The sequence below is a fragment of the Paenibacillus aurantiacus genome, from assembly GCF_042431225.1.
Taxonomy (GTDB): Bacteria; Bacillota; Bacilli; order Paenibacillales; family Paenibacillaceae; genus Paenibacillus_Z; species Paenibacillus_Z aurantiacus.
On the sequence record NZ_JBHMDO010000044.1, the window covers coordinates 211,726 to 232,062 of the forward strand.

Genomic DNA, 20,337 nt, shown 5'->3' on the forward strand with positions numbered 1-20,337 from the left:
AGCCACTTTTCGGATTTTTTGGGGAAGATTGAAAGAGCAGACGAGGGCGAGGTACGAAGCATGAACGTGTTATTTATCGGGGACATCGTGGGCAGTGTGGGCCGGGCAGCCGTGAAGAAGGTGCTCCCTGCACTGAAATCCAAGTATAACCCGCATATCATTATCGCCAACGGCGAGAACGCGGCTGCAGGCCGAGGCATTACGGCGGCGATCGTGAAGGAGCTGCTGGATGCGGGCGTGCATGGCATTACGATGGGCAACCATACGTGGGATAACAAAGACATATTCGAATGGATCGACGAGCAGCCACGGCTGGTACGCCCGGCGAATTTCCCGTCAGGCGCACCCGGACAAGGCGCTGCCGTTATTAAAGCAAACGGCAAAGAGCTCGCCATCGTTAACTTACAGGGTCGAACGTTCCTTCCGGCGATCGATTGCCCGTTCGCGAAGGTAGATGAGCTGATCGAAGAGCTGCGGCCGAGAACCAAGTGTATACTAGTCGATTTTCATGCGGAGGCGACATCCGAGAAGATCGCGATGGGATGGCATTTGGACGGCCGCGCCTCGTTGGTCGTCGGCACGCATACCCATGTCCAGACGAACGATGACCGCATTTTACCTGAAGGCACAGCGTATCTGACTGACGTGGGCATGTGCGGACCGATGAACGGCGTGCTGGGTATGGAGCGGACGGCGGTGCTGCATAAGTTCAAGACGCAGCTGCCGGTACGGTTCGTGGTGGATGAAGGTGATTGGCATTTTCACGCGGTGCTCGTCGATATGGACGAGGCGACGGGCAGGGCGAAGCGGATTCAGAAAATCCGGCTGACCGAGACCGACCTAATGATGATGTAAGCGCGGGCTATAGCAACTCGGCAATGAATATATGAAAATTCTCGCAATTCGGAAGACTTTGCGAACTCCCGGGAAGAAAGAAGGAATTTTATTGCTTCTCTCGAATACTATCTAAATAGTGGTATTCATCCATCTTTCCCGAGGAGGTACTTTTTCATGGAAGTTTTAAAAGTTTCAGCAAAGTCCAATCCAAATTCCGTAGCAGGAGCGCTGGCGGGCGTTCTTCGTGAACGCGGCGCGGCTGAATTGCAGGCAATCGGGGCTGGTGCGTTGAATCAAGCCATTAAGGCAGTTGCCATCGCTCGCGGATTCGTGGCGCCAAGCGGCGTCGATTTAATTTGCATCCCAGCTTTTACCGACATTGTCATAGATGGAGAAGACCGCACCGCCATTAAGCTCATCGTCGAGCCGAGATAGCGGTGCTGCCTATATAAGGAGTGTTCCGATGGAACCTGTTTACCCCGTAGACAGGTTTTTTGCTTTGCATGTAGGGCTGCGGGGAGATGAATAGCGAAGGAGCTGGAGAAGATGGCGGATATGGGAAGAAGCATAGATTTCCACTGCGATGTATTGTGGAAACTGTTGGATGACGAAACGCTTTCGTTCGAACATGATACTTCGGGAAAATTGGACGTCACGCTGCCTAGGCTGCGCGAAGCCGGCGCGGGGCTGCAAACGTTCGCGATTTTCATATCCAGCACGATGCCCAAAACGATGGAGCCGATCTTGAAGAGCATCGATCTATTCTACGCTAAAGTAGTGGCGGCGCCCAATATGATGCTCATCCAGACGAAGCAGGATTTGGAGAAAGCGGAGCAGTCCGGACGCATCGGAGCGCTGTTATCGCTCGAAGGCGCCGACGGCCTGCAAGGCGATATGGCGATGCTGCGAATGCTGTACAGGCTGGGCGTTCGAGCATGCGGACTGACGTGGAACAACGCAAACTGGGGCGCGGATGGCGCGACGGAATCCAGGGGTGGCGGCTTGACGAGGAAAGGGATGGAGTTCGTTCGGGAATGCAATCGGTTGGGCATCCTACTGGATGTGTCGCATTTGAGCGAGAAATCGTTCTGGGACATGGCCGATGCGACAGCCGAGCCGCTGATTGCTTCGCATTCGAATGCAAAGGCGTTGTGTGACCATCCACGCAATTTGACGGACGAGCAAATCCGCGCCCTTATTGCGATGGATGGAAGGATCGGGATTACATACGTGCCTCAGTTTATCGTCCAAGACGGGAAGGCTACGGTGGACGATTGCGTGCGGCACATTGAACATATGTGCGAATTGGGGGGAGAGTCGCATATTATGCTAGGATCGGATTTCGACGGCATCGATACGCACGTAACCGGTCTGGCGCACCCTGGCGAGCTGTACAGATTCAGGGAAGCGCTTCATAAATTGTATAGGGACGATACAGTCGCCGGTTTCCTCAAGGATAACGCATTCCGCTTGTTGCAGCGGCATCTCCCGGAGGCGAACTAAGCGTCAAGAATTATCACGTTCCGATATGAATTCGATTGAAAACTGTTATATATAAAATTGCATAATCCCTTGCTTTTTAACAGATGCAGTCATAGAATTTAGATATTGTTTTGTTTACAAATGCACCAAACATGATGGCCTACATTCCTAATATGTATGTTCAAATAAGAGGAGATGTTTTAATTGATCAGTCAACTGTCTTGGAAGATCGGGGGACAACAAGGGGAAGGCGTAGAGAGTACGGACCGTATTTTCTCGACCGCGCTTAACCGGCTCGGTTATTATCTGTACGGCTATCGTCATTTTTCGTCCCGCATCAAAGGCGGTCATACGAATAACAAAATCCGAATCAGCACGCAGCCGATCCGCGCGATTTCCGACGACCTGGATATCCTGGTCGCTTTCGACCAAGAGAGCATCGATCTTAATGCGCATGAACTTCGTCCGGGCGGGGTTGTCGTCGCGGACGCGAAATTCAATCCCGTTCTTCCAGAGTCGGTGAACGCTCAGCTGTTCGCGGTACCCATTACGAAGATCGCCGAAGAACTCGGCACTTCGCTCATGAAGAACATGGTTGCATCGGGCGCATCGTGGGCGCTGCTCGGACTGCCGCTCGAGGTGTTCAACAAGGCGGTGGAAGAGGAGTTCGGACGCAAAGGCGCTGCGATCGTCGAGAAGAACGTCGAAGCGGTCAAACGCGGCGCGGAATTCGTCTTGGAGCAGGCTGGCGGACCGCTCGATGCCTTCAAGCTTGACGAAGCGGACGGCAAACAGAAGCTGTTCATGATCGGCAACGAAGCAATCGGTCTCGGTTCGATCGCGGCTGGCTGCCGTCTCATGTCCGCGTATCCGATAACGCCGGCATCCGAAATTATGGAATATCTCATTAAGAAGCTGCCGAAGTTCGGCGGCACCGTTGTCCAGACGGAAGACGAGATCGCGGCGGTTACCATGGCGATTGGCGCGAACTACGCGGGCGTGCGCACGATGACGGCATCGGCGGGTCCTGGTTTGTCTCTCATGATGGAGGCGATTGGCTTGGCCGGCATGACGGAGACGCCTCTGGTCATCGTGAATACGCAGCGCGGGGGTCCGTCCACCGGTCTACCGACGAAGCAGGAGCAGTCCGACTTGAACGCGATGGTGTACGGCACGCACGGCGAGATTCCGAAGATCGTCATCGCGCCTGCCTCGATTGAAGACTGCTTCTACGATATGATCGAAGCGTTCAACCTTTCCGAGCAGTACCAAGTGCCGGTCATCGTCATGACCGACCTTCAGCTGTCCTTGGGCAAACAGTCCTGCGAAGAGCTGAGCCTGGACACAATCGCGATCAACCGCGGGAAGCTGGTTCGCGAGAGCGAATTGCCTGAACTCGAGCAGAATCAGCTGTTCAAGCGCTATGAGTTGACGGCCGATGGCGTATCGCCACGCGTCATTCCGGGCGACAAATATGCTATTCACCACGTAACAGGCGTTGAGCACGACGAGACGGGACGTCCATCGGAGAACGCAGGTAACCGTCAGCGCATGATGGATAAGCGTCTGACGAAGCTTGATGGTCTCGTCATTCGCGACGCGGTCCGCGCGGATTCGCCGAATTCGGCAGCCGATCTGCTTATCATAGGCATGGGCTCCACGGGCGGTACGATCGATGAAGCTCGACTCCGTCTTGCGGAAGAAGGAATTACAACCAACCATATCACGATCCGTCAAGTCCATCCGTTCCCGGCCGACATCGTCAAAGCCGAGCTGGACAAAGCGAAGAAGGTCGTTATTCTAGAGAACAACGCGACGGCGCAGCTGGCGGCGCAAGTGAAGCTGTATGCGGGCGGAGCGGACAAAATCGAAAGCGTGCTGAAGTACGACGGCAATCCGTTCCTGCCTTCCGAAGTGTACAAAGCTTGCAAGGAGTTGAACTAGATGGCTACATTTAAAGAGTTTCGCAACAACGTCAAGCCGAACTGGTGTCCAGGGTGCGGCGACTTCTCCGTGCAAGCGGCGATTCAACGGGCGGCGGCGAACGTCGGTCTTGAGCCGGAACAGCTTGCCGTTATTTCGGGTATTGGCTGCTCGGGGAGGATCTCCGGCTATATTAACGCATACGGCTTGCACGGCATTCACGGCCGCGCGCTTCCGATCGCGCAGGGCGTCAAGCTTGCGAACCGCGAGTTGACCGTCATTGCATCGGGCGGCGACGGCGACGGCTTCGCGATCGGCATGGGCCACACTGTCCATGCGATCCGCCGCAACCTTGACATTACGTATATCGTCATGGATAATCAAATTTACGGATTAACCAAGGGCCAGACGTCTCCTCGGAGCGCCGAAGGCTTCAAGACGAAGTCTACGCCGGAGGGCTCGATCGAGACGACGCTATCGCCGCTCGAGATCGCGATGTCCGCTGGCGCAACATTCGTCGCGCAGTCGTTCTCGAGCGACTTGAAGCAGCTGACGGCGCTGATCGAAGCGGGCTTGAACCACAAAGGTTTCTCGCTGATCAACGTGTTCAGCCCTTGCGTGACATTCAACAAAGTAAATACGTACGACTGGTTCAAAGAGAACATCGTCAACCTGGATCAGTTCCCGGACTACGATCCAACGAACCGGATGGCCGCGATGAACAAGATTATGGAAACGAACGGCATGCTTACAGGATTGATCTATCAGAACACGGAACGTCAATCGTATGAGAATCTCGTCGCCGGCTTCCAGGAGCAAGGCTTGGCTAATCAAGACATCCAACTGTCGCAGGATCAGTTTGAGAAACTGCTTGCTGAGTTTAAATAAGACTCGCCAGGGGCATACGGGCCGATTGGGCCGTATGCCTTTTGATGTAAATACAAGGGTTTATAGGTTTCACGCATATCAACCATCTTGTATTTCTCCGGAATGTAACGCGCCGCGCCGCAACAGACGGCGGCAGCCGTTTCACCTTAGTTTGGACACAGTTAAAGTACGGACAATGGATTGGAAAGGAAGATGAATGGAATGAAACTCGTACCTGTAGGCGTATCCGCCAGACACATTCACCTCTCGCAGGAGCACGTGGAGGTGCTCTTCGGCGAAGGCGCGCAATTAACGGAGATGAAGCCGCTGTCCCAACCAGGCCAATACGCGGCGAATGAGCAAGTGGCCGTCATCGGACCGAAGGGCACGTTCCCGAAGGTTCGCATTCTCGGACCGGCTCGCAAAGCGACGCAGCTGGAAGTATCGCGCACCGATGCGTTCGCGCTGGGCATTAACCCGCCCGTGCGCGAATCCGGCAATATCGAAGGCACGCCCGGCATCACGATCAAAGGACCGGCCGGAGAAGTGACGATCGCAGAAGGCGTTATCGTGGCAGCACGCCACATTCATTTCCACACGGACGATGCGGAGCGCTTCGGCATTGCGGACAAGCAGCGCCTGACAGTTCGCCTGCAAGGCGAACGCGGTCTCGTGCTGGAGAACGTTATTGCGCGCGTATCCCCAGAGTTTGCGCTCGATCTGCATATCGATACGGATGAAGCGAACGCGGCTGGCGCCAAGACGGGCGACATGGCCGAGATTATCGGTTAACGGATAACTATAGAATTAGGGAGCTCCCTCTTTTGCCGACCGGCAGAGTAGGGAGCTTTGTCTTTTTTTAGTCCAAGGTGGCATTGCATAACCGATCATCAACGAGTTTTTACGGCGATCGTTCATATTTTCGGTTGGATATGTAAATGCGATAATGCTATAATATCGTATTGGATTGCGTTGCAATCCTTTCCAATCGGACAGAGACGAACTTGCGGGCAGTTGCGCCGCGTGCCAAAGGAAGTGAAGCTCAGATGAAGCAGGAGAACAACGGCTCTCCGGACTTGAAATCCGTCAAGAGCGAGAAGGATTACGCGAAATACTTCGATTTTACGGGCGCCAAAGTGGTAAAGGAAGAAGACGGCCATACGACTTACCGCGTTAGCGGCAGGGAGATAACGATCAATTCCGCGCCAAGCCTGAAAGACGAGAAGAGACGCGGCAAAGAAGAGATTCAGGTTCATTACGACTATACGATCCCGGACGAGATGCGAACGATCGGGGCCAATAAATATTATTTGATCTATACGTACGGCTGTCAGATGAACGAGCATGACACGGAGGTCATGAAAGGCTTGTTCGAGCAAATGGGCTATACGGCCACCGAAGACCGCAAACAAGCGGATGTCATCCTGCTGAACACGTGCGCGATTCGAGAGAATGCCGAAGATAAGGTGTTCGGCGAGCTTGGCCATCTGAAGCACCTGAAGCGGGAGAACCCGGATTTGATTCTCGGCGTATGCGGCTGCATGTCGCAGGAAGAATCGGTCGTGGCGCGCATCCTGCAGAAGCATGCGTTCGTGGATATCATTTTCGGCACGCATAACATTCATCGTCTGCCACATCTGATTCAGACCGCCTTGTTCAGCAAAGAACTTGTCGTCGAGGTGTGGTCGAAGGAAGGCGACATTATCGAGAACATGCCGAAGAAACGCGAGGGCATGCGGGCATGGGTGAATATTATGTACGGCTGCGACAAGTTCTGTACATACTGCATCGTGCCATACACACGCGGCAAGGAGCGAAGCCGCCGTCCGGAAGACGTGATTGCCGAGGTGCGCGATTTGGCGCGTCAGGGGTTCAAAGAGATTACGCTGCTGGGCCAGAACGTGAACGCGTACGGCAAAGATTTTGAGGATATCAATTACCGCTTCGGCGATTTGATGGACGATATCCGCAAAATCAACATTCCGCGCATTCGGTTCACGACGAGCCACCCGCGCGATTTTGACGATCATCTGATCGACGTGCTGGCCAAGCGCGGGAACCTGGTAGAGCACATTCACCTGCCGGTGCAATCCGGCAGCACGGAAATCCTCAAGCGGATGAGCCGGAAGTATTCGCGCGAGACGTATCTGGAGCTGGTGCGCAAAATCAAACTGGCGATTCCGGACGTCGTCCTGACCTCCGACATTATCGTCGGGTTCCCGGGCGAGACGGACGCGCAGTTCGAAGATACGCTGTCGCTCGTGCGGGAGGTCGGCTTCGACATGGCGTATACGTTCATCTATTCGCCGCGCGAAGGCACGCCAGCCGCGGGAATGGAAGACAACGTACCGGAGCAGGTGAAGAAGGAACGGCTGTACCGATTGAACGACCTGCTGTCGGAGCTTAGCCGAGAGAGCTACGAGAAGCTAAGAGGGCAGATCGTGGAAGTACTCGTCGAAGGCGAGAGCAAGAACAATGCCAGCGTACTGGCCGGACGCACGCGGACGAACAAGCTCGTCCATTTCGAAGGACCGAAAGAGTGGATCGGCGAATTCGTTCAGGTCGAAGTGACCGACGCGCAGACATGGTATATTAAAGCTAAGCCCGTGAGCGGACCAATAAGGGAAGACGCGGTTTCATAATTGAGGAGAGTGACAACAATGGCGAACGAACAAGCGACTGCAGCCTCCCTGCCAGGCTGTGGACATGACCATATTCAAGGACACGAACATGCAACGAGCAACGTGCCAAGCTTCCGCACCGAGGATATCATCGTGCGCGCGGATATCATGGCCAAGACGAAAGAGCTGGCCGAGATGCTCTACACGGCGGAAGAAGTGCAGCAATTCCGCCGCGCCGAGCAGCAGATTAACGGCAACGAGCGCATTCAAGGCTTGATCGCGCAGATCAAGAAGAAGCAGAAGGAACTCGTCGCGTTCCAGAACACGTTCAAGAATGCCGAGATGGTCGCCAAGATCGAGAAGGAAATCGACGAGCTCCAGGACGAGCTGGACGGCATCCCGATCATCGGAGAATTCCAGCAAAGCCAATCGGATATCAACTACCTGCTGCAGACGGTCGTCTCGATCATCCGCGATACGGTGGCGACGAAGATCAACATGGAAGACGTCGAGCAAGAGGCGCCGGAGAATTGCGACTAGACTAGTGCATCGTGTTTCATTCGAGCGACCTTTATACGAGCGGTAGGCCGGTTGGGGGTCATCCATTGGCCGACCGATGAGAAGTACAATTAAGCTGTTCCGGCATCATCGTAAGATGAAGCCGGGGCGGCTTTTTTTTGGTTGCTGCTTGCGATCGGCAAAAAGTGGGGATATCGCCTTCGAATAAACGAGGTGGCCGTATCCGATCCTAACGAAGGCTTATAGCAGCCAAGAAGCGAAAAGCAAGGAGTGGAATGGCGATGAGCGACAACGGGTCTCAGAAGAAAGAGCCGGCGTCGAACGGTCCGGAGCTTCAAGGACGTTCGGCGGCGAAGAAAAAATCGAAGTAAGGCATGACAAGAGAAGAGCGGCTTCCCGGAGCGTCAGGTGACGAATCGGAGAAGCCGCTCTTTTTGCGCGAGTGGTCAGCGACCGCATCTGGCTAGCCGGAGAGTGTGCGATTGGCGGAGGCGGCTGGCGCCGTCCTCCACCATAAGGTAAGCCCAACCGACAGCAGCGCGATCGCGCCACCCAACCAGAACCCGCTCGCCAGGCCATACTGCTCGTTCATGAAGCCCGCGACGAACGGGCCGGCGAACATGCCTGCGCTGTATACGGCTTGATAGAAGCCCATGGCCGTCGCTCGTTTGGCTGTCTCGAACGGCGTAAGGACCAGCGCCAGAAATAGCGGGAGATGCAGCCCTTGCGCGATACCGTTGAACGCTTGGGTGACGGCTAACATCCCGAGCGACTCCGAGAGCGGAATCGCGAGCGTGAAGACGGCGCTCAGCGCGAATCCGGCGGCAATGACGTTCCAGATGCCGAACTTGGGCGCCAGGTAGCGCCCCGTTACGAACGTCGTGAGCGCATGCGGAACCATGAACGCGACGACGATCCAGGTCAACTCGCTCTTCGTGGCGCCGAGGGCCGTCGCGTGCAGCGGCGTAAAGCCGAACATCGTGATGAACAGAACGCTATGGGCGAGAATCGAGAGAACGGATACGTGCACGAGCAAGCGCGTGCGCACGACGCTGCGCAGCATATGAAGCGAGATCGGTTCCCGTTCCACGCCTTCTTTCGGTTCCTTGACGAAGCAAGCCAGCGCCAAGCCGACGATGCCAAAGCCGATGCCTGCGGCGAATGCCGCGTTCCAGCCGCGCGCGCCGGCCAATTGGCCGCTGAGGATCATCCCGATGAGCTGGCCGGCGGCAGTCATGAAGCTGATGTTGCTCATCGCCTTCGTGGATTCCGACGAACTAAAGTAGGCTGCATAGAGAACCGTGAAGGCGGCCCAGACAGATGCGCACACGCCGGAGATGATCCGGCCGGCCAGCGGCCATACCCAGGAGCCCGGCACCATGAACAGCAGGCAGCTGAGCGCGCCGGATATCATGCCCAGCAGCAGGAACGGCTTGCGCTTGTGAAGCTTGTCGGAGTATAGCCCAAGCGGGAAACGGATCAACAGCTGCGTGAAGCCATAACTGCCAAGCACGACGCCAATGATGGCCCCCGAATAGCCGCGGTCACTCAGGAATGGCGGAAGAATCGGTACGTAGACGTAGAGCGTAGACCAATACAGCAGCGTAACGGCGATGAAGACAAGATGGTCCATGCGGCTGGCGGCAATCGCAGGACGGTCGTCCAGCCGTGATAATGGGGCTTGCACGTGTCGCACCTCTCCTTCCCATGTAAGGGCGATAATCCCCCTAACTGTATCGGATGGCGGCAATCGTGACAATCCTTTTTTGAACGTGAACGGTTGGAATGGCGGTATGCGCAACAAGGATTGGGGCAAACTACCAAGGAGTTCTATCGGAGGAGGGATGCGCATGAACGCGTATCGTTGGGCGATACTGGCCGTAACCGGGCTATGGTTAGTCCTGGGGATTGTGCAGCCGGAGACAGCCGGCGCGGAGCCGCCTTATGCCAAGTGGGGCAGGATGGCGGTGAAGGAGACGTTCAAGCGCTATCACGCCGACATCGTGGATTACAAGCATGTGGGGCGCCAGATCGGTTCGGACGGCGTCGTATCGGAGACGTTCAAACTGACGTTGAACAAAGATCGCCGCCAATTCGAGGTGACCGTTCAAATCTGGTTCGACCGTCAAACGGAGCAAGTCATCCGGCTTCAATTCACGGAGGATGGCAAGTCGGTTGGCGGCATGCGGCCGCCGATTTACCGAATCGTATGAAACGGCAGCCGTTCGCCCACGTATCGTATGCTATTATGGCCTGGGAGGGATAGGAAATGTTATTTTCGACAACGGCAACAATTGAAGGGCGTCCGGTGCAAGACTATCTCGGCGTCGTAACCGGGGAAGCGATCATGGGGGCGAACATCGTCCGGGACTTGTTCGCCTCGATTACCGACATCGTAGGCGGCCGCTCCGGCGCTTATGAGACGAAGCTGAAGGAAGCAAGAGATCTTGCGTTCAACGAAATGGGCAGCCATGCGTCACGGCTCGGCGCGAACGCGGTCGTCGGGATCGACATCGATTACGAAGTCATTCGCGACGGCATGCTGATGGTTGCGGTTAGCGGCACGGCCGTACGTTTGTAGGCGCAAGACCAGGGCAGCAGGAACACTCGCTATTGAGGCGGGTGTTTTTTTATGCGGCGCGGCGATTGCGGACAAGCTTCTCTTCGTATCTGTTCAGTCGCTCGCATGCGGGGCCAAGCTGCACGGCTTTTCGACTGGACACGCGGCAGGACCGGGTTTACAATGCATATGAAGAGGACGTTAGCCGCAGTCGGCGCGCGCTAGATTGGCGAATCGAAGGAGGCCTTCCGAATGGATATATTCCGGCTTATCGCGGAGGAACGGATAAGGGAAGCCATGAAGAATGGAGATTTCGAGCATTTCGATGGCAAAGGCAAGCCGCTGATGCTGGAGGATCTGTCGCATGTTCCCGAAGAGCTGCGGATGAGCTACAAGATCTTGCGCAATTCCGGCTACTTGCCGCCCGAGATGCAGCTGACCAAGGAGATCGTATCGCTGCAGGAGCTGCTTGCGCTGTGCACAAGCGAAGAAGAGCGCGAACCGGTGCGCAGTCAGCTGAATGAGAAACGGCTGCGTTACCGCATGATGGCGGAAGCGAAAGGGCTATACGACAATGCCGCTTTCGCGCAATACGAGCATTTGATCAAGGGCAAATTAGAAGGAGATGACCGGCAGTGAATCAGGAAATTACGGCGGCGGAGCTGCGTGAACGTCTGGAAGCGGGCGAGAAGCTGAATTTGATCGACGTGCGCGAGGTGGACGAATGGCAGGATGGCCATATCGCCGAAGCGAAGCTCATTCCGCTCTCCGAGTTTACGGAACGGCTGGATGAGATCGAGAAGAACGATCAGCCGATCTACGTCATATGCCGCAGCGGCGGTCGCAGCGGCAAAGTGTGCAGCTATTTGGCGCCGCAAGGCTATAACGTGGTCAACATCCAAGGCGGCATGCTGGCTTGGAGCGGCGACGTCGTCACTGGCGAATAGGTCGATCATAAGGAGAAGGACGCGTGTACGGATTACCGTGCATGCGTCCTTTTTGGTTTACGCCGCAATTCTAATGCAACAAGTCCTCTATCAATCGGTCATGTCCGAACGCGCTGCGCCATATAGTAAGTAACTAGGATGGATCCGGGAAGGAGGAAAGGTAGATGAAGGAGCAACACCCGCACGCGGTGCTCGACATTGCCATTCACGGGATGAGCTGCACGGCTTGCGCCGCCAGAATCGAGAAGGGACTCGGCAAGCTTGCCGGCGTGGATGCCGTGTCCGTTCACTATGCGGGCAAATCCGGGAGCATACGCTATGCGAGCGGCGTAATCGAACCGCAGCGGATAATCGAGCGCGTCAGCGAGCTGGGGTTCCGGGCAGCGCCTTACGGCACGGATGACGATGGGGCGGAACGGGATAAGCTGCTGCTGCGGCTGCTGCTCTCCGTCGTGCTCTCCTTGCCGCTTCTGGTCGCGATGCTCCATCATTATGAATGGCTGTCGGCCGTGCCGATCCCCGCCTTCGTGCAGGAGCCGCTGCTGCAGTTCGTGCTGGCGGCGGTCGTGCAGTTCGGCATTGGAATGCCATTCTACTTCAATGCCTATTACGCGCTGCGCGAGCGGACGGCCAATATGGACGTTCTGGTTGCGGTCGGGACAACGGCGGCCTTCGGATACAGCTACTACGCCATGCTTGCGGGCTGGCCGCTCTATTTCGAGACGTCGGCGGTCGTCATCACCGCGGTGCTGCTCGGCAAGTGGCTCGAAGCGGCGATTTCTGACCGGGCGCTGCAGGCCGCGATTCATCTTGGCCGGCTCCAGCTGACGGAGACATGGGTGCTGCGCGGCGGCTCGAGAGTGAAAATACCCGTACAGGAGCTGCGCGTCTCCGAGACGATGCTGCCCGAGCAAGGGCAGCCGCTCGCGGCCGACGGCATCGTTGTGCGCGGGCAAGCTTCGGTCGACGAATCCTTCCTGACGGGCGAGAGTATGCCAGCTGCCAAAGGCGAGGGGGATGCCGTCTTCGCCGGCACGATCGTCGTCGGCGGCGAGATTGCGGTCCGCGCGCAAGCGGTGGGCGACGGCACCATGTTAAGCCGGATCGCCGCTCTGACCAGGCAGGCGCAATCGTCCAAATCGTCGATCGGCCGCCGGGTCGATGCGCTCTCCGCCATCTTCGTGCCCGCGATGCTGCTGCTCGCGACCGCGACGCTGCTCATCTGGCTCCTCTTCCTGGATCCGGGCAATCTCGGCAATGCCTCGCTTCACGCGCTGGCGGTGCTGCTTGCGGCATGTCCGTGCGCGCTTGGGCTAGCTGCGCCGATCTCGCTCGTCATCGCGTCGGGACGATTGGCGCGCCGGGGCATCGTCATGAAAGAAGCCGGCGTGCTCGAGCGTTTGGCGGGACTCGATACGGTCGTCCTGGATAAGACGGGCACCTTGACGGAAGGGAGACCGCAGCTTGTCGATATGCAGCTCGCGCCGGGAATGACGAAGCGGGCGCTTCTGCGCGATGCCGCATCCGCGGAGCAAGGCGCGAAGCATCCGTTCGGGCAGGCGCTGCTCGAGCAAGCGGCTGCAGCCGGGGTGGAACTGCCGGCCGAGAGGCAATTCCGCGAGATTGCCGGCAAGGGCGTCGAAGCCGTCGTGGACGGTCGTCGCGTGGAGGTGGGCAGCGCCGTGTTCGCCGAAGAGCGCGGGCTTGTGCCGACCGCTGCGATCGAAGCATTCGCCCGGCGTTCGGAGCAGGCGGGCCGCAGCGTGCTCTATGTCTACGTGGGCGGCCAAGCGGCAGGCGCGCTGGCGTTCGTGGACCCGATCAAGCGCACCTCGCGTGACGCCGTGCAGCGGCTGAGGAAGGCCGGCATCGAGCCGATCCTCGCAACCGGCGACCATCCGGCTCCCGCTTGGGCGGCTGCCCAGGAAGCGGGGATCGAGCGGGTGTACGCCTCGCTGCTGCCGGCCGATAAGCAAATGCTGATCGAGCGGCTGCGGCGTGAGAACCGTCGTGCCGCGATGGCGGGCGACGGCTGGAACGACGCGCCGGCGCTGGCTGCAGCGGACGTCGGTATCGCCATGGGCAACGGGACCGATGCGGCGCTCGCAGCCGGTCATATGGCGCTCATCCGCGCGAGGCTGACCGGCATCGCCGACGCGGTCGCGATTAGCCGGCTAACCCTACGCAATATCCGGCAGAACTTGGGTTTCGCCTTCGTATACAACGCTTGCGTCATTCCTTTCGCCGCATTCGGCGGGCTGGAGCCGTGGATGGCGGGCACCGCGATGGCATTCAGCTCCGTGTCCGTTGTCGGCAACGCTTTGCGGCTGAACCGTCAGCTACGAAAGATCGCGGATTAAGCGCGGCAAAAAGCCATGCAAACCAATGTCGCCAAGGAACGCCCGTGTTTGACGCCAATCGCACATTATCGACATGGGCGAGTGGGCCTTTCGGTGGCCGTTGGCGGCAAAATAAGCCAAAAGGGCCGAAGGTTTTCGGCAAGAAGGCAGCGAATGGTAATAAACATGGTTGCCCAAAACAGCGGAGGATGGACGATGAGAAGTCGTGTCACTTTTTTTAACGGACAGCAAGCCGCCCAATTAAAACAACGAGGGCTATTTAGTCCTCATGCGATTTTGACTAGCAATATTAACGGATTAGTTGACAATTACTTGACGGGCGTATTCTTGGCGAGCGACGATCGGCTGCTCTACGTGAACGGTCGGCTCGCGGAGATGTTTGGCTACACTCGGCAAGAAATGCTGCAGTTAACCGCGCCTGAGCTCGTACACCCGGAAGACATGACGAAATTCCGCGAAGAGACCCGCAGACGGCTGAGCGGCGAGCGGAGTACGATGCAGTGGATTCGGGGACTGCGAAAGGATGGGAGCGTATTCTACTTCGAGACGCAGGCGGACATGATCACCTATCGAGGCAAGCCCGCGCTCATGGGAACGCTCATGGATACGACAAGCATGAAGCAGGCAGATGATTTCTCTACCGAGAATGACGTGCGTTATCAGCGGCTGATCAAATATTTGCCGGAGCCGATCATCGTGCAGGACGGCGAAACCATTATCTATATTAATAATGCGGCGATGAAGCTGCTGGGAGCGGATACGCAGGAACAGCTGCTGTATCAATGCGTAGGCTCGCTCGTGCACCCGGACGACCGTTTAGCCGCCGCGGAGCGTGTCTCGAAGGTCATGCAGTCCGATGATCCGCTCGACTTCGTGGAGAGCAAGTTGATCGGCCTGGACGGGGAGACGATCGACGTCGAAGCGTCCAGCATTCGCATCCACAATTTCTTGGGGCGACGGATCGTCGTGCAGACCGTGTACCGGGACATTCGGGAGCGCAAAAGGGCCGAGGAGGCGCTCGTCAACTCCGAGAAGCTGTCGGTCGCCGGTCAGATGGCCGCAGGCATCGCGCATGAGATCCGCAATCCGCTCGCATCGCTCAAGGGATTCTCGCAGCTGCTGAAGAAGAAGTTCGACAAGCATCACGATTACTTCGATATTATGCTTGCGGAGCTGGACCGGATCAACGAGATCGTCCAGGAATTCATGGCGCTGGCTAAGCCGCAGGCGAATCAGCTGTTCGGCCATTACGACCTCATCCGCATCTTCCATGCGGTCATGACGCTGCTCGAGACGCAGGCGATCATGAACAACGTCGAGCTTTGCCTCAATATGAGCGAAGCGGGGGAGACAAGTATCTATTGCGACGAGAATCAAATCAAGCAGGTGTTCATCAACTTGCTCAAGAACGCAATCGAGGCGATGCCGGCCGGCGGACGGATTGAGATCGAGCTGCGCGCGCTGCGCGACGGCGAGGTGACGATTCTGATCAAAGATCAGGGGGTTGGCATCCCGATCGAGCTGATCGACAAACTCGGCGGACCGTTCTATACGACCAAGAGCAGCGGAACCGGGCTTGGCCTTATGATCTGTAACCGCATCGTTCAAGCACACCATGGCGAGATGTCGTTCGCCAGCGAGAGCGGACTAGGGACGACGGTAACGGTCGTGCTTCCGCTCGCAGGAAGCCGAGCAGCCGAGACGGCGAAGATAACGGCGGGCGCAGGTCAAGGATAACCAAGAGGCGTTGTCATCGGGACCCCGCAGGCTGAATGCCTGCGGGGTTCTTGCCATGGGGCGTGCTCGTTAACCGTCCGCGGCCGAAAAGGGTAGACAAGCCTTTTCTCCGAGTGATATAGTTACAGTCGAACAATTGCATATGTTGGAACAGGTGCCGAAGCGAGGAATGCATAGTGTTGCGTCCGACGCGGAGGTTAAAAGGGAAGACCGGTGCAACGCCGGCACGGACCCGCCACTGTAAGGAAGCGTCTAACGTACGGCTATTGGCCGTTCTGCGGACAACGTGAAGCCTATCGACGTCACTGGCCGCCTAGCGGACCGGGAAGACGGCAGCGCGCAAGCTTTCGAGTCAGGAGACCTGCCTGTTCAATAGCACGCTGCCCACGTGGACTTGGGGAAGTGTTGGAGCTTGGATTAGACGATCGATACGGTGCATGCCGGCTGCCTGAGCCGGATGAACGTCTTTGAACGCGCGAAAGTCTGCAGCAAGCACTTCCGGCACGGTCCTGGGAGTGCTTTTTTTGTTGCAATTGCAATATCGGCAAGAACGAGGAGTGGGGACAGCATGAACAGAACGATCGGCTACAGATTGGCGATGCTGCTAGTAGCGGCAATGCTGCTGGCGGTGCTGGCAGCTTGCGGTGGCAAGAACGAGAATAATGGCGCGGCTGCGAATAATAACACGGCCACAGAAAGCAACGCCACGACAGGTGCGGGCAATGCGGGAGAAACGGCGGACGCGGCCCCGGTATACCCGCTTACAGTAACCGACGCGACAGGCACGCAGATTACGTTCGAGAAGGCGCCCGAGAAAGTCGTGACGCTCGTGCCGAGCGAAACCGAGATCATGTTCGCGATCGGAGCGGGCGATGCGGTGGTTGGCGTGGACGACAATTCGAATTATCCGGCGGAAGTGGCATCGAAGGCGAAGGTCGGCGGTATGGAAGCGAATATCGAGGCGATCGTCGCGCTCAAGCCAGACCTTGTGCTGGCCTCCTCGTCGATGAACGCGCCGGCGGTCGAGAAGCTGCGCGGCCTTAATCTGACGGTGCTGGCGACCGATCCGAAGACGTACGACGAAGTGATTAGCAAGATCGGCCAGATCGGCGCGATCATGAACAAGCCAAGCGAGGCGCTGGAAGTCGCAAACCATATGAAGGATGTGCGCCAGCAAGTACAGGATGCCGTGAAGGACGCGGTCAAGCCGAAGGTATACCTCGAGTTCTCTCCGGGTTGGACGGTGGGTAAAGGCGAGTTCCTGGATGAGATCATCACGCTCGCGGGCGGCACGAATATCGCGGATCAGGCAAGCTGGTACGAGATCGATCCGGAGAAGGTCATCGAGCAGAATCCGGACGTCATCGTCTACGCGTCTATTAATGTGAAAGAAGGCGAGAAGAACCCAATACTCGACGCTATCGAGAAGCGTCCGGGCTGGGGATCGATCGCCGCAATCCAGAACAAAAAGCTGTATGAAGTCGATCAAGATCCGCTTGTTCGCGTAGGTCCGCGCTTGGCGGAAGGCCTGCTCGAAGTCGCGAAGAAGCTGCATCCGGATCTCGTCAAGTAAATGCGGCGCAAATTGTACCTGTATGGAGGAGCAGCGATGCTCCTCCTTGCCGCATCTATCGTCGTTAGTTTGTCGATCGGATCGGCGAGACTGCCGCTATCCGAGGTATGGCGCATCCTGCTGCATTATGTGATGGGCGCAGACGGAGACGGGGGGGCGGACTCTAGCTCGATTGCGATCGTCACCCAAGTCCGCCTGCCCCGCATCGTGCTTGCCGTCCTTGTCGGGGCTTGCTTATCGCTTGCCGGCGCGGGCTTCCAGGGCGTGCTGCGCAACCCGCTTGCCGATCCGTTCACACTGGGCGTCGCGACGGGGTGTTCCGTCGGAGCGGCATTCATTCTTTTATTTGGCTATCATCTCACGGTAGGCATGTGGCTCATTCCGGGCATTGCGTTCGTAACGGGCATCGCCACGCTCGGGGTCGTCGTGGCGCTGGCGCGCGCGAGGGGGGCGATGAACATCGTGACGCTCATTTTGGCAGGCGTGATCGTGCAGGCGTTTCTCGGTGCGGTCGTGACGTTAATGTCGTCGATGTCGCAAGGCGTCGTCAACGAAATCAACGCCTGGCTCATGGGCAGCATCAGCGCGCGCGGATGGGAACATGCGCAGCTCGTGCTGCCGTTCCTTGCCGTCGGCGCGGTTGTGTTGATCCGCTATTCGATGGCATTGAATTTGTTCGTGTTCGGCGAACGGCATGCTTCGCATCTGGGCATCGAGGTCGAACGGACAAAGCTTACCGTCTTGATCGTCTCGACGCTGCTGACGGCTGTGGCCGTCTCCGTTGCGGGTGTCGTCGGTTTCGTCGGGCTCGTCATCCCGCATTTGATCCGTCTGATCGTAGGTCCCGACTACCGGCTTATCGTGCCGCTCTCGGCGCTCGGCGGCGGGATTTATCTGCTATGGGCGGATACGCTCGCGCGCACTGTGGCTAGTCCCAAGGAAATTCCGCTTGGCGTCGTGACGGCGTTCATCGGCGCGCCCTTCTTCGCGTACCTGCTCTATCGACGCAAAATGCAGCAAGGAGGCGCGTTATGATCGAAGGGAAAAGCTTAAGCTTGAGCCTGGACGGCAAGCGTGTCTTGTCGGACGTTTCTTTTCGCTTTCAAGCGGGAGGGATGTACGGTATCATTGGTCCGAATGGGGCTGGCAAGTCGACGCTGCTCAGCCTGATCGCGGGCACGGCGAAGGCGGAGGAAGGGGAACTGCTGCTTGCCGGCAAGCCGGCGGGGCAGTGGACGCGCAAGGAGCTGGCCAGACATGTGGCCGTGCTGCAGCAGGGCGGACTAGCGTCCGTCGGCTTCACGGTCAAGGAAGTGGTTGCGATGGGGCGCTTCCCGTACCAGAATTGGATGGGCGAGGAGCGCAGCGACCCCGCCCCGCTGCTAGCGCGCGTGCTGGCGCTGACGGGGCTTGAAGGTTTGGCCGATCGGCAGATCGACCGGCTAAGCGGCGGAGAACGGCAGCGGGTGGCGCTGGCCAAGGTTATGGTCCAGGAGCCGCGGCTGCTGCTGCTCGATGAGCCGACGACCTATTTGGATATTGGCTATCAAATGCAGCTGCTCGATACGGTCAAGCAGTGGCAGCGCGAGCAGGGGATTACCGTCGTTGCGGTGCTGCACGATCTGAATTTGGCCGCTCAATATTGCGAGGAGCTGTACGTCCTATGTAACGGGAGGATCGAGGCATCGGGTCCGCCCGAGGCCGTCGTGAACGCGGAGCTCGTCGAGCGGGTATACGGCGCGCGTTCGGTCGTCGTTCGGCATCCGGTTAGCGGCGTTCCGCAGCTGCTGCTGCACTCGAAGGCCGGCGAATAGACTCGTCAAGGGAAGAGGAGAGGTTGGTTAATCATGAGCGATACGCAGCAATTGTTGGATAGAACGGTAGACGCGATCAGACCGCTGGACGCGGAGTCCATCCGCGCGGCGCAAGCGCGATTGGATTCGCTGACGAAGCCGCCAGGCAGCCTCGGCAAGCTGGAGGATATCGTCAAACAAATCGCGGGCATTACGGGCGAGCTCGGCGCAGATCTCTCGAAGCGGGCCGTCGTGGTGATGGCTGGCGATCATGGCGTCTGCGCGGAGGGGGTCAGCGCGTTCCCGTCCGAGGTGACGCCTCAGATGGTGCTGAATTTCCTTGCTGGCGGCGCGGCCGTCAACGTGCTCGCCCGGCAAGCCGGAGCGGACGTTGTCTGCGTCGATGTTGGAGTCGCGGCCGCGATCGAACATCCGTCGCTCGTCCAGCGCAAGGTGCGCCCAGGCACGGATAATATTGCACAAGGTCCTGCGATGTCGCGCGAAGAGGCGCTGGCGGCTATCGCGGTCGGTATCGAGACGGCAAGCGAGCTGGCAGAGCAAGGGTATGCGATGCTCGCGACCGGCGAGATGGGCATCGGCAACACGACGCCAAGCGCAGCCTTATGCGCGGCGCTCGCTTCCATGACGGCCGAAGATGCAGTCGGTCTTGGCACGGGCATCGACGCCTCGCGCCGACTTCATAAAGTCGGCGTCGTCGAGCGCGCGCTGACCGTCAACGCACCGGACGCGAGCGACCCGCTCGGTACGCTCGCCAAGGTGGGCGGTCTTGAAATTGCGGCTTTGACGGGCGTCATTCTGGGTGCGGCCGCTAGCCGCCTGCCGGTCTTGATCGACGGGTTCATCTCCTCGGCGGCCGCGCTGGTCGCTTCGCGCATCGCGCCAGCATCCGCGGCCTACATGATCGGTTCCCATCTGTCGCAGGAACAGGGCCACGGTCAATTGCTGGCTGCGATCGGTCTTTCGCCGATGATCCACTTGGACATGCGACTTGGCGAAGGTACCGGGGCGGTGCTCGGGTTCCACTTCGTCGACGCGGCGCAGCGAATCGTGCGGGAGATGGCGACATTCGAGAGCGCGGGCGTGTCGAGAGGCTAGCC

At 58.0% G+C, this 20,337-nt stretch carries 19 protein-coding genes and 1 riboswitch; of the genes, 18 read left to right on the plus strand and 1 reads right to left on the minus strand.

Annotated features, from left to right (window positions below; translation table 11 throughout):
* Positions 1-60 precede the first annotated feature (60 nt).
* From ACFFSY_RS27870 to ACFFSY_RS27905, 8 genes are all read left to right on the plus strand, one after another.
* A complete protein-coding gene (locus ACFFSY_RS27870) occupies positions 61-855 on the plus strand; it encodes a TIGR00282 family metallophosphoesterase (protein WP_377500322.1) in 795 nt (264 codons plus the stop codon).
* Positions 856-1,011: 156 nt separating this feature from the next.
* Positions 1,012-1,272: a stage V sporulation protein S gene (locus ACFFSY_RS27875; protein WP_006286829.1), complete on the plus strand. Its 261-nt coding sequence runs from the start codon at positions 1,012-1,014 to the stop codon at positions 1,270-1,272.
* Positions 1,273-1,392: 120 nt separating this feature from the next.
* A complete protein-coding gene (locus ACFFSY_RS27880) occupies positions 1,393-2,340 on the plus strand; it encodes a dipeptidase (protein ID WP_377500327.1) in 948 nt (315 codons plus the stop codon).
* A gap of 183 nt (positions 2,341-2,523) precedes the next feature.
* A complete protein-coding gene (locus tag ACFFSY_RS27885) occupies positions 2,524-4,263 on the plus strand; it encodes a 2-oxoacid:acceptor oxidoreductase subunit alpha (protein WP_377500329.1) in 1,740 nt (579 codons plus the stop codon).
* Complete coding sequence (locus tag ACFFSY_RS27890) at positions 4,264-5,130, plus strand: 2-oxoacid:ferredoxin oxidoreductase subunit beta (RefSeq protein WP_377500331.1); 867 nt, start codon at positions 4,264-4,266, stop codon at positions 5,128-5,130.
* A gap of 201 nt (positions 5,131-5,331) precedes the next feature.
* A complete protein-coding gene (gene pduL / locus ACFFSY_RS27895) occupies positions 5,332-5,901 on the plus strand; it encodes a phosphate propanoyltransferase (RefSeq protein WP_377500333.1) in 570 nt (189 codons plus the stop codon).
* A gap of 254 nt (positions 5,902-6,155) precedes the next feature.
* Positions 6,156-7,751 carry a tRNA (N6-isopentenyl adenosine(37)-C2)-methylthiotransferase MiaB gene (gene miaB, locus ACFFSY_RS27900; protein ID WP_377500335.1) on the plus strand — a complete coding sequence of 532 codons (1,596 nt, stop codon included), beginning with the start codon at positions 6,156-6,158 and terminating at the stop codon, positions 7,749-7,751.
* An 18-nt stretch (positions 7,752-7,769) separates the two neighbouring features.
* Positions 7,770-8,270 (plus strand): YlbF/YmcA family competence regulator, encoded by a 501-nt coding sequence (locus ACFFSY_RS27905; RefSeq protein WP_377500337.1) that lies wholly within the window; start codon positions 7,770-7,772, stop codon positions 8,268-8,270.
* 442 nt (positions 8,271-8,712) lie between these two features.
* Here the strand turns inward: ACFFSY_RS27905 and ACFFSY_RS27910 are convergent, their stop codons facing one another.
* Entirely contained in the window at positions 8,713-9,936 is a 1,224-nt protein-coding gene (locus ACFFSY_RS27910) for an MFS transporter (RefSeq protein WP_377500339.1), read from the minus strand.
* A 163-nt stretch (positions 9,937-10,099) separates the two neighbouring features.
* Between ACFFSY_RS27910 and ACFFSY_RS27915 the strand changes: the two genes are divergently transcribed.
* From ACFFSY_RS27915 to cobT, 10 genes are all read left to right on the plus strand, one after another.
* Positions 10,100-10,462 carry a DUF3889 domain-containing protein gene (locus ACFFSY_RS27915; protein WP_377500341.1) on the plus strand — a complete coding sequence of 121 codons (363 nt, stop codon included), beginning with the start codon at positions 10,100-10,102 and terminating at the stop codon, positions 10,460-10,462.
* Positions 10,463-10,518: 56 nt separating this feature from the next.
* Positions 10,519-10,830, plus strand: a complete 312-nt coding sequence (locus ACFFSY_RS27920) for a YbjQ family protein (protein ID WP_148928073.1) — start codon at positions 10,519-10,521, stop codon at positions 10,828-10,830.
* Positions 10,831-11,061: 231 nt separating this feature from the next.
* Entirely contained in the window at positions 11,062-11,448 is a 387-nt protein-coding gene (locus ACFFSY_RS27925; RefSeq protein ID WP_377500343.1) for a DnaJ family domain-containing protein, read from the plus strand.
* Positions 11,445-11,756 (plus strand): rhodanese-like domain-containing protein, encoded by a 312-nt coding sequence (locus ACFFSY_RS27930; RefSeq protein WP_377500345.1) that lies wholly within the window; start codon positions 11,445-11,447, stop codon positions 11,754-11,756. Before ACFFSY_RS27925 ends, ACFFSY_RS27930 begins: the two co-directional genes overlap by 4 nt.
* Positions 11,757-11,920: 164 nt before the next feature.
* On the plus strand, positions 11,921-14,116 hold the full coding sequence (locus ACFFSY_RS27935) for a heavy metal translocating P-type ATPase (RefSeq protein ID WP_377500347.1): 2,196 nt from the start codon (positions 11,921-11,923) through the stop codon (positions 14,114-14,116).
* A 195-nt stretch (positions 14,117-14,311) separates the two neighbouring features.
* Positions 14,312-15,853, plus strand: a complete 1,542-nt coding sequence (locus tag ACFFSY_RS27940) for a PAS domain S-box protein (protein ID WP_377500349.1) — start codon at positions 14,312-14,314, stop codon at positions 15,851-15,853.
* 135 nt (positions 15,854-15,988) lie between these two features.
* A riboswitch (cobalamin riboswitch) is annotated at positions 15,989-16,236 on the plus strand.
* Positions 16,237-16,421: 185 nt separating this feature from the next.
* A complete protein-coding gene (locus ACFFSY_RS27945) occupies positions 16,422-17,426 on the plus strand; it encodes an ABC transporter substrate-binding protein (protein WP_377500351.1) in 1,005 nt (334 codons plus the stop codon).
* Positions 17,427-18,461: a FecCD family ABC transporter permease gene (locus tag ACFFSY_RS27950; protein WP_377500353.1), complete on the plus strand. Its 1,035-nt coding sequence runs from the start codon at positions 17,427-17,429 to the stop codon at positions 18,459-18,461. It abuts the gene before it with no gap.
* On the plus strand, positions 18,458-19,240 hold the full coding sequence (locus ACFFSY_RS27955) for a heme ABC transporter ATP-binding protein (protein ID WP_377500355.1): 783 nt from the start codon (positions 18,458-18,460) through the stop codon (positions 19,238-19,240). The genes ACFFSY_RS27950 and ACFFSY_RS27955 overlap by 4 nt, the downstream gene beginning before the upstream one ends.
* Before the next feature lie 33 nt (positions 19,241-19,273).
* Positions 19,274-20,335, plus strand: coding sequence for a nicotinate-nucleotide--dimethylbenzimidazole phosphoribosyltransferase (gene cobT / locus ACFFSY_RS27960; protein ID WP_377500357.1), 1,062 nt, complete (start codon positions 19,274-19,276; stop codon positions 20,333-20,335).
* Positions 20,336-20,337 lie beyond the last annotated feature (2 nt).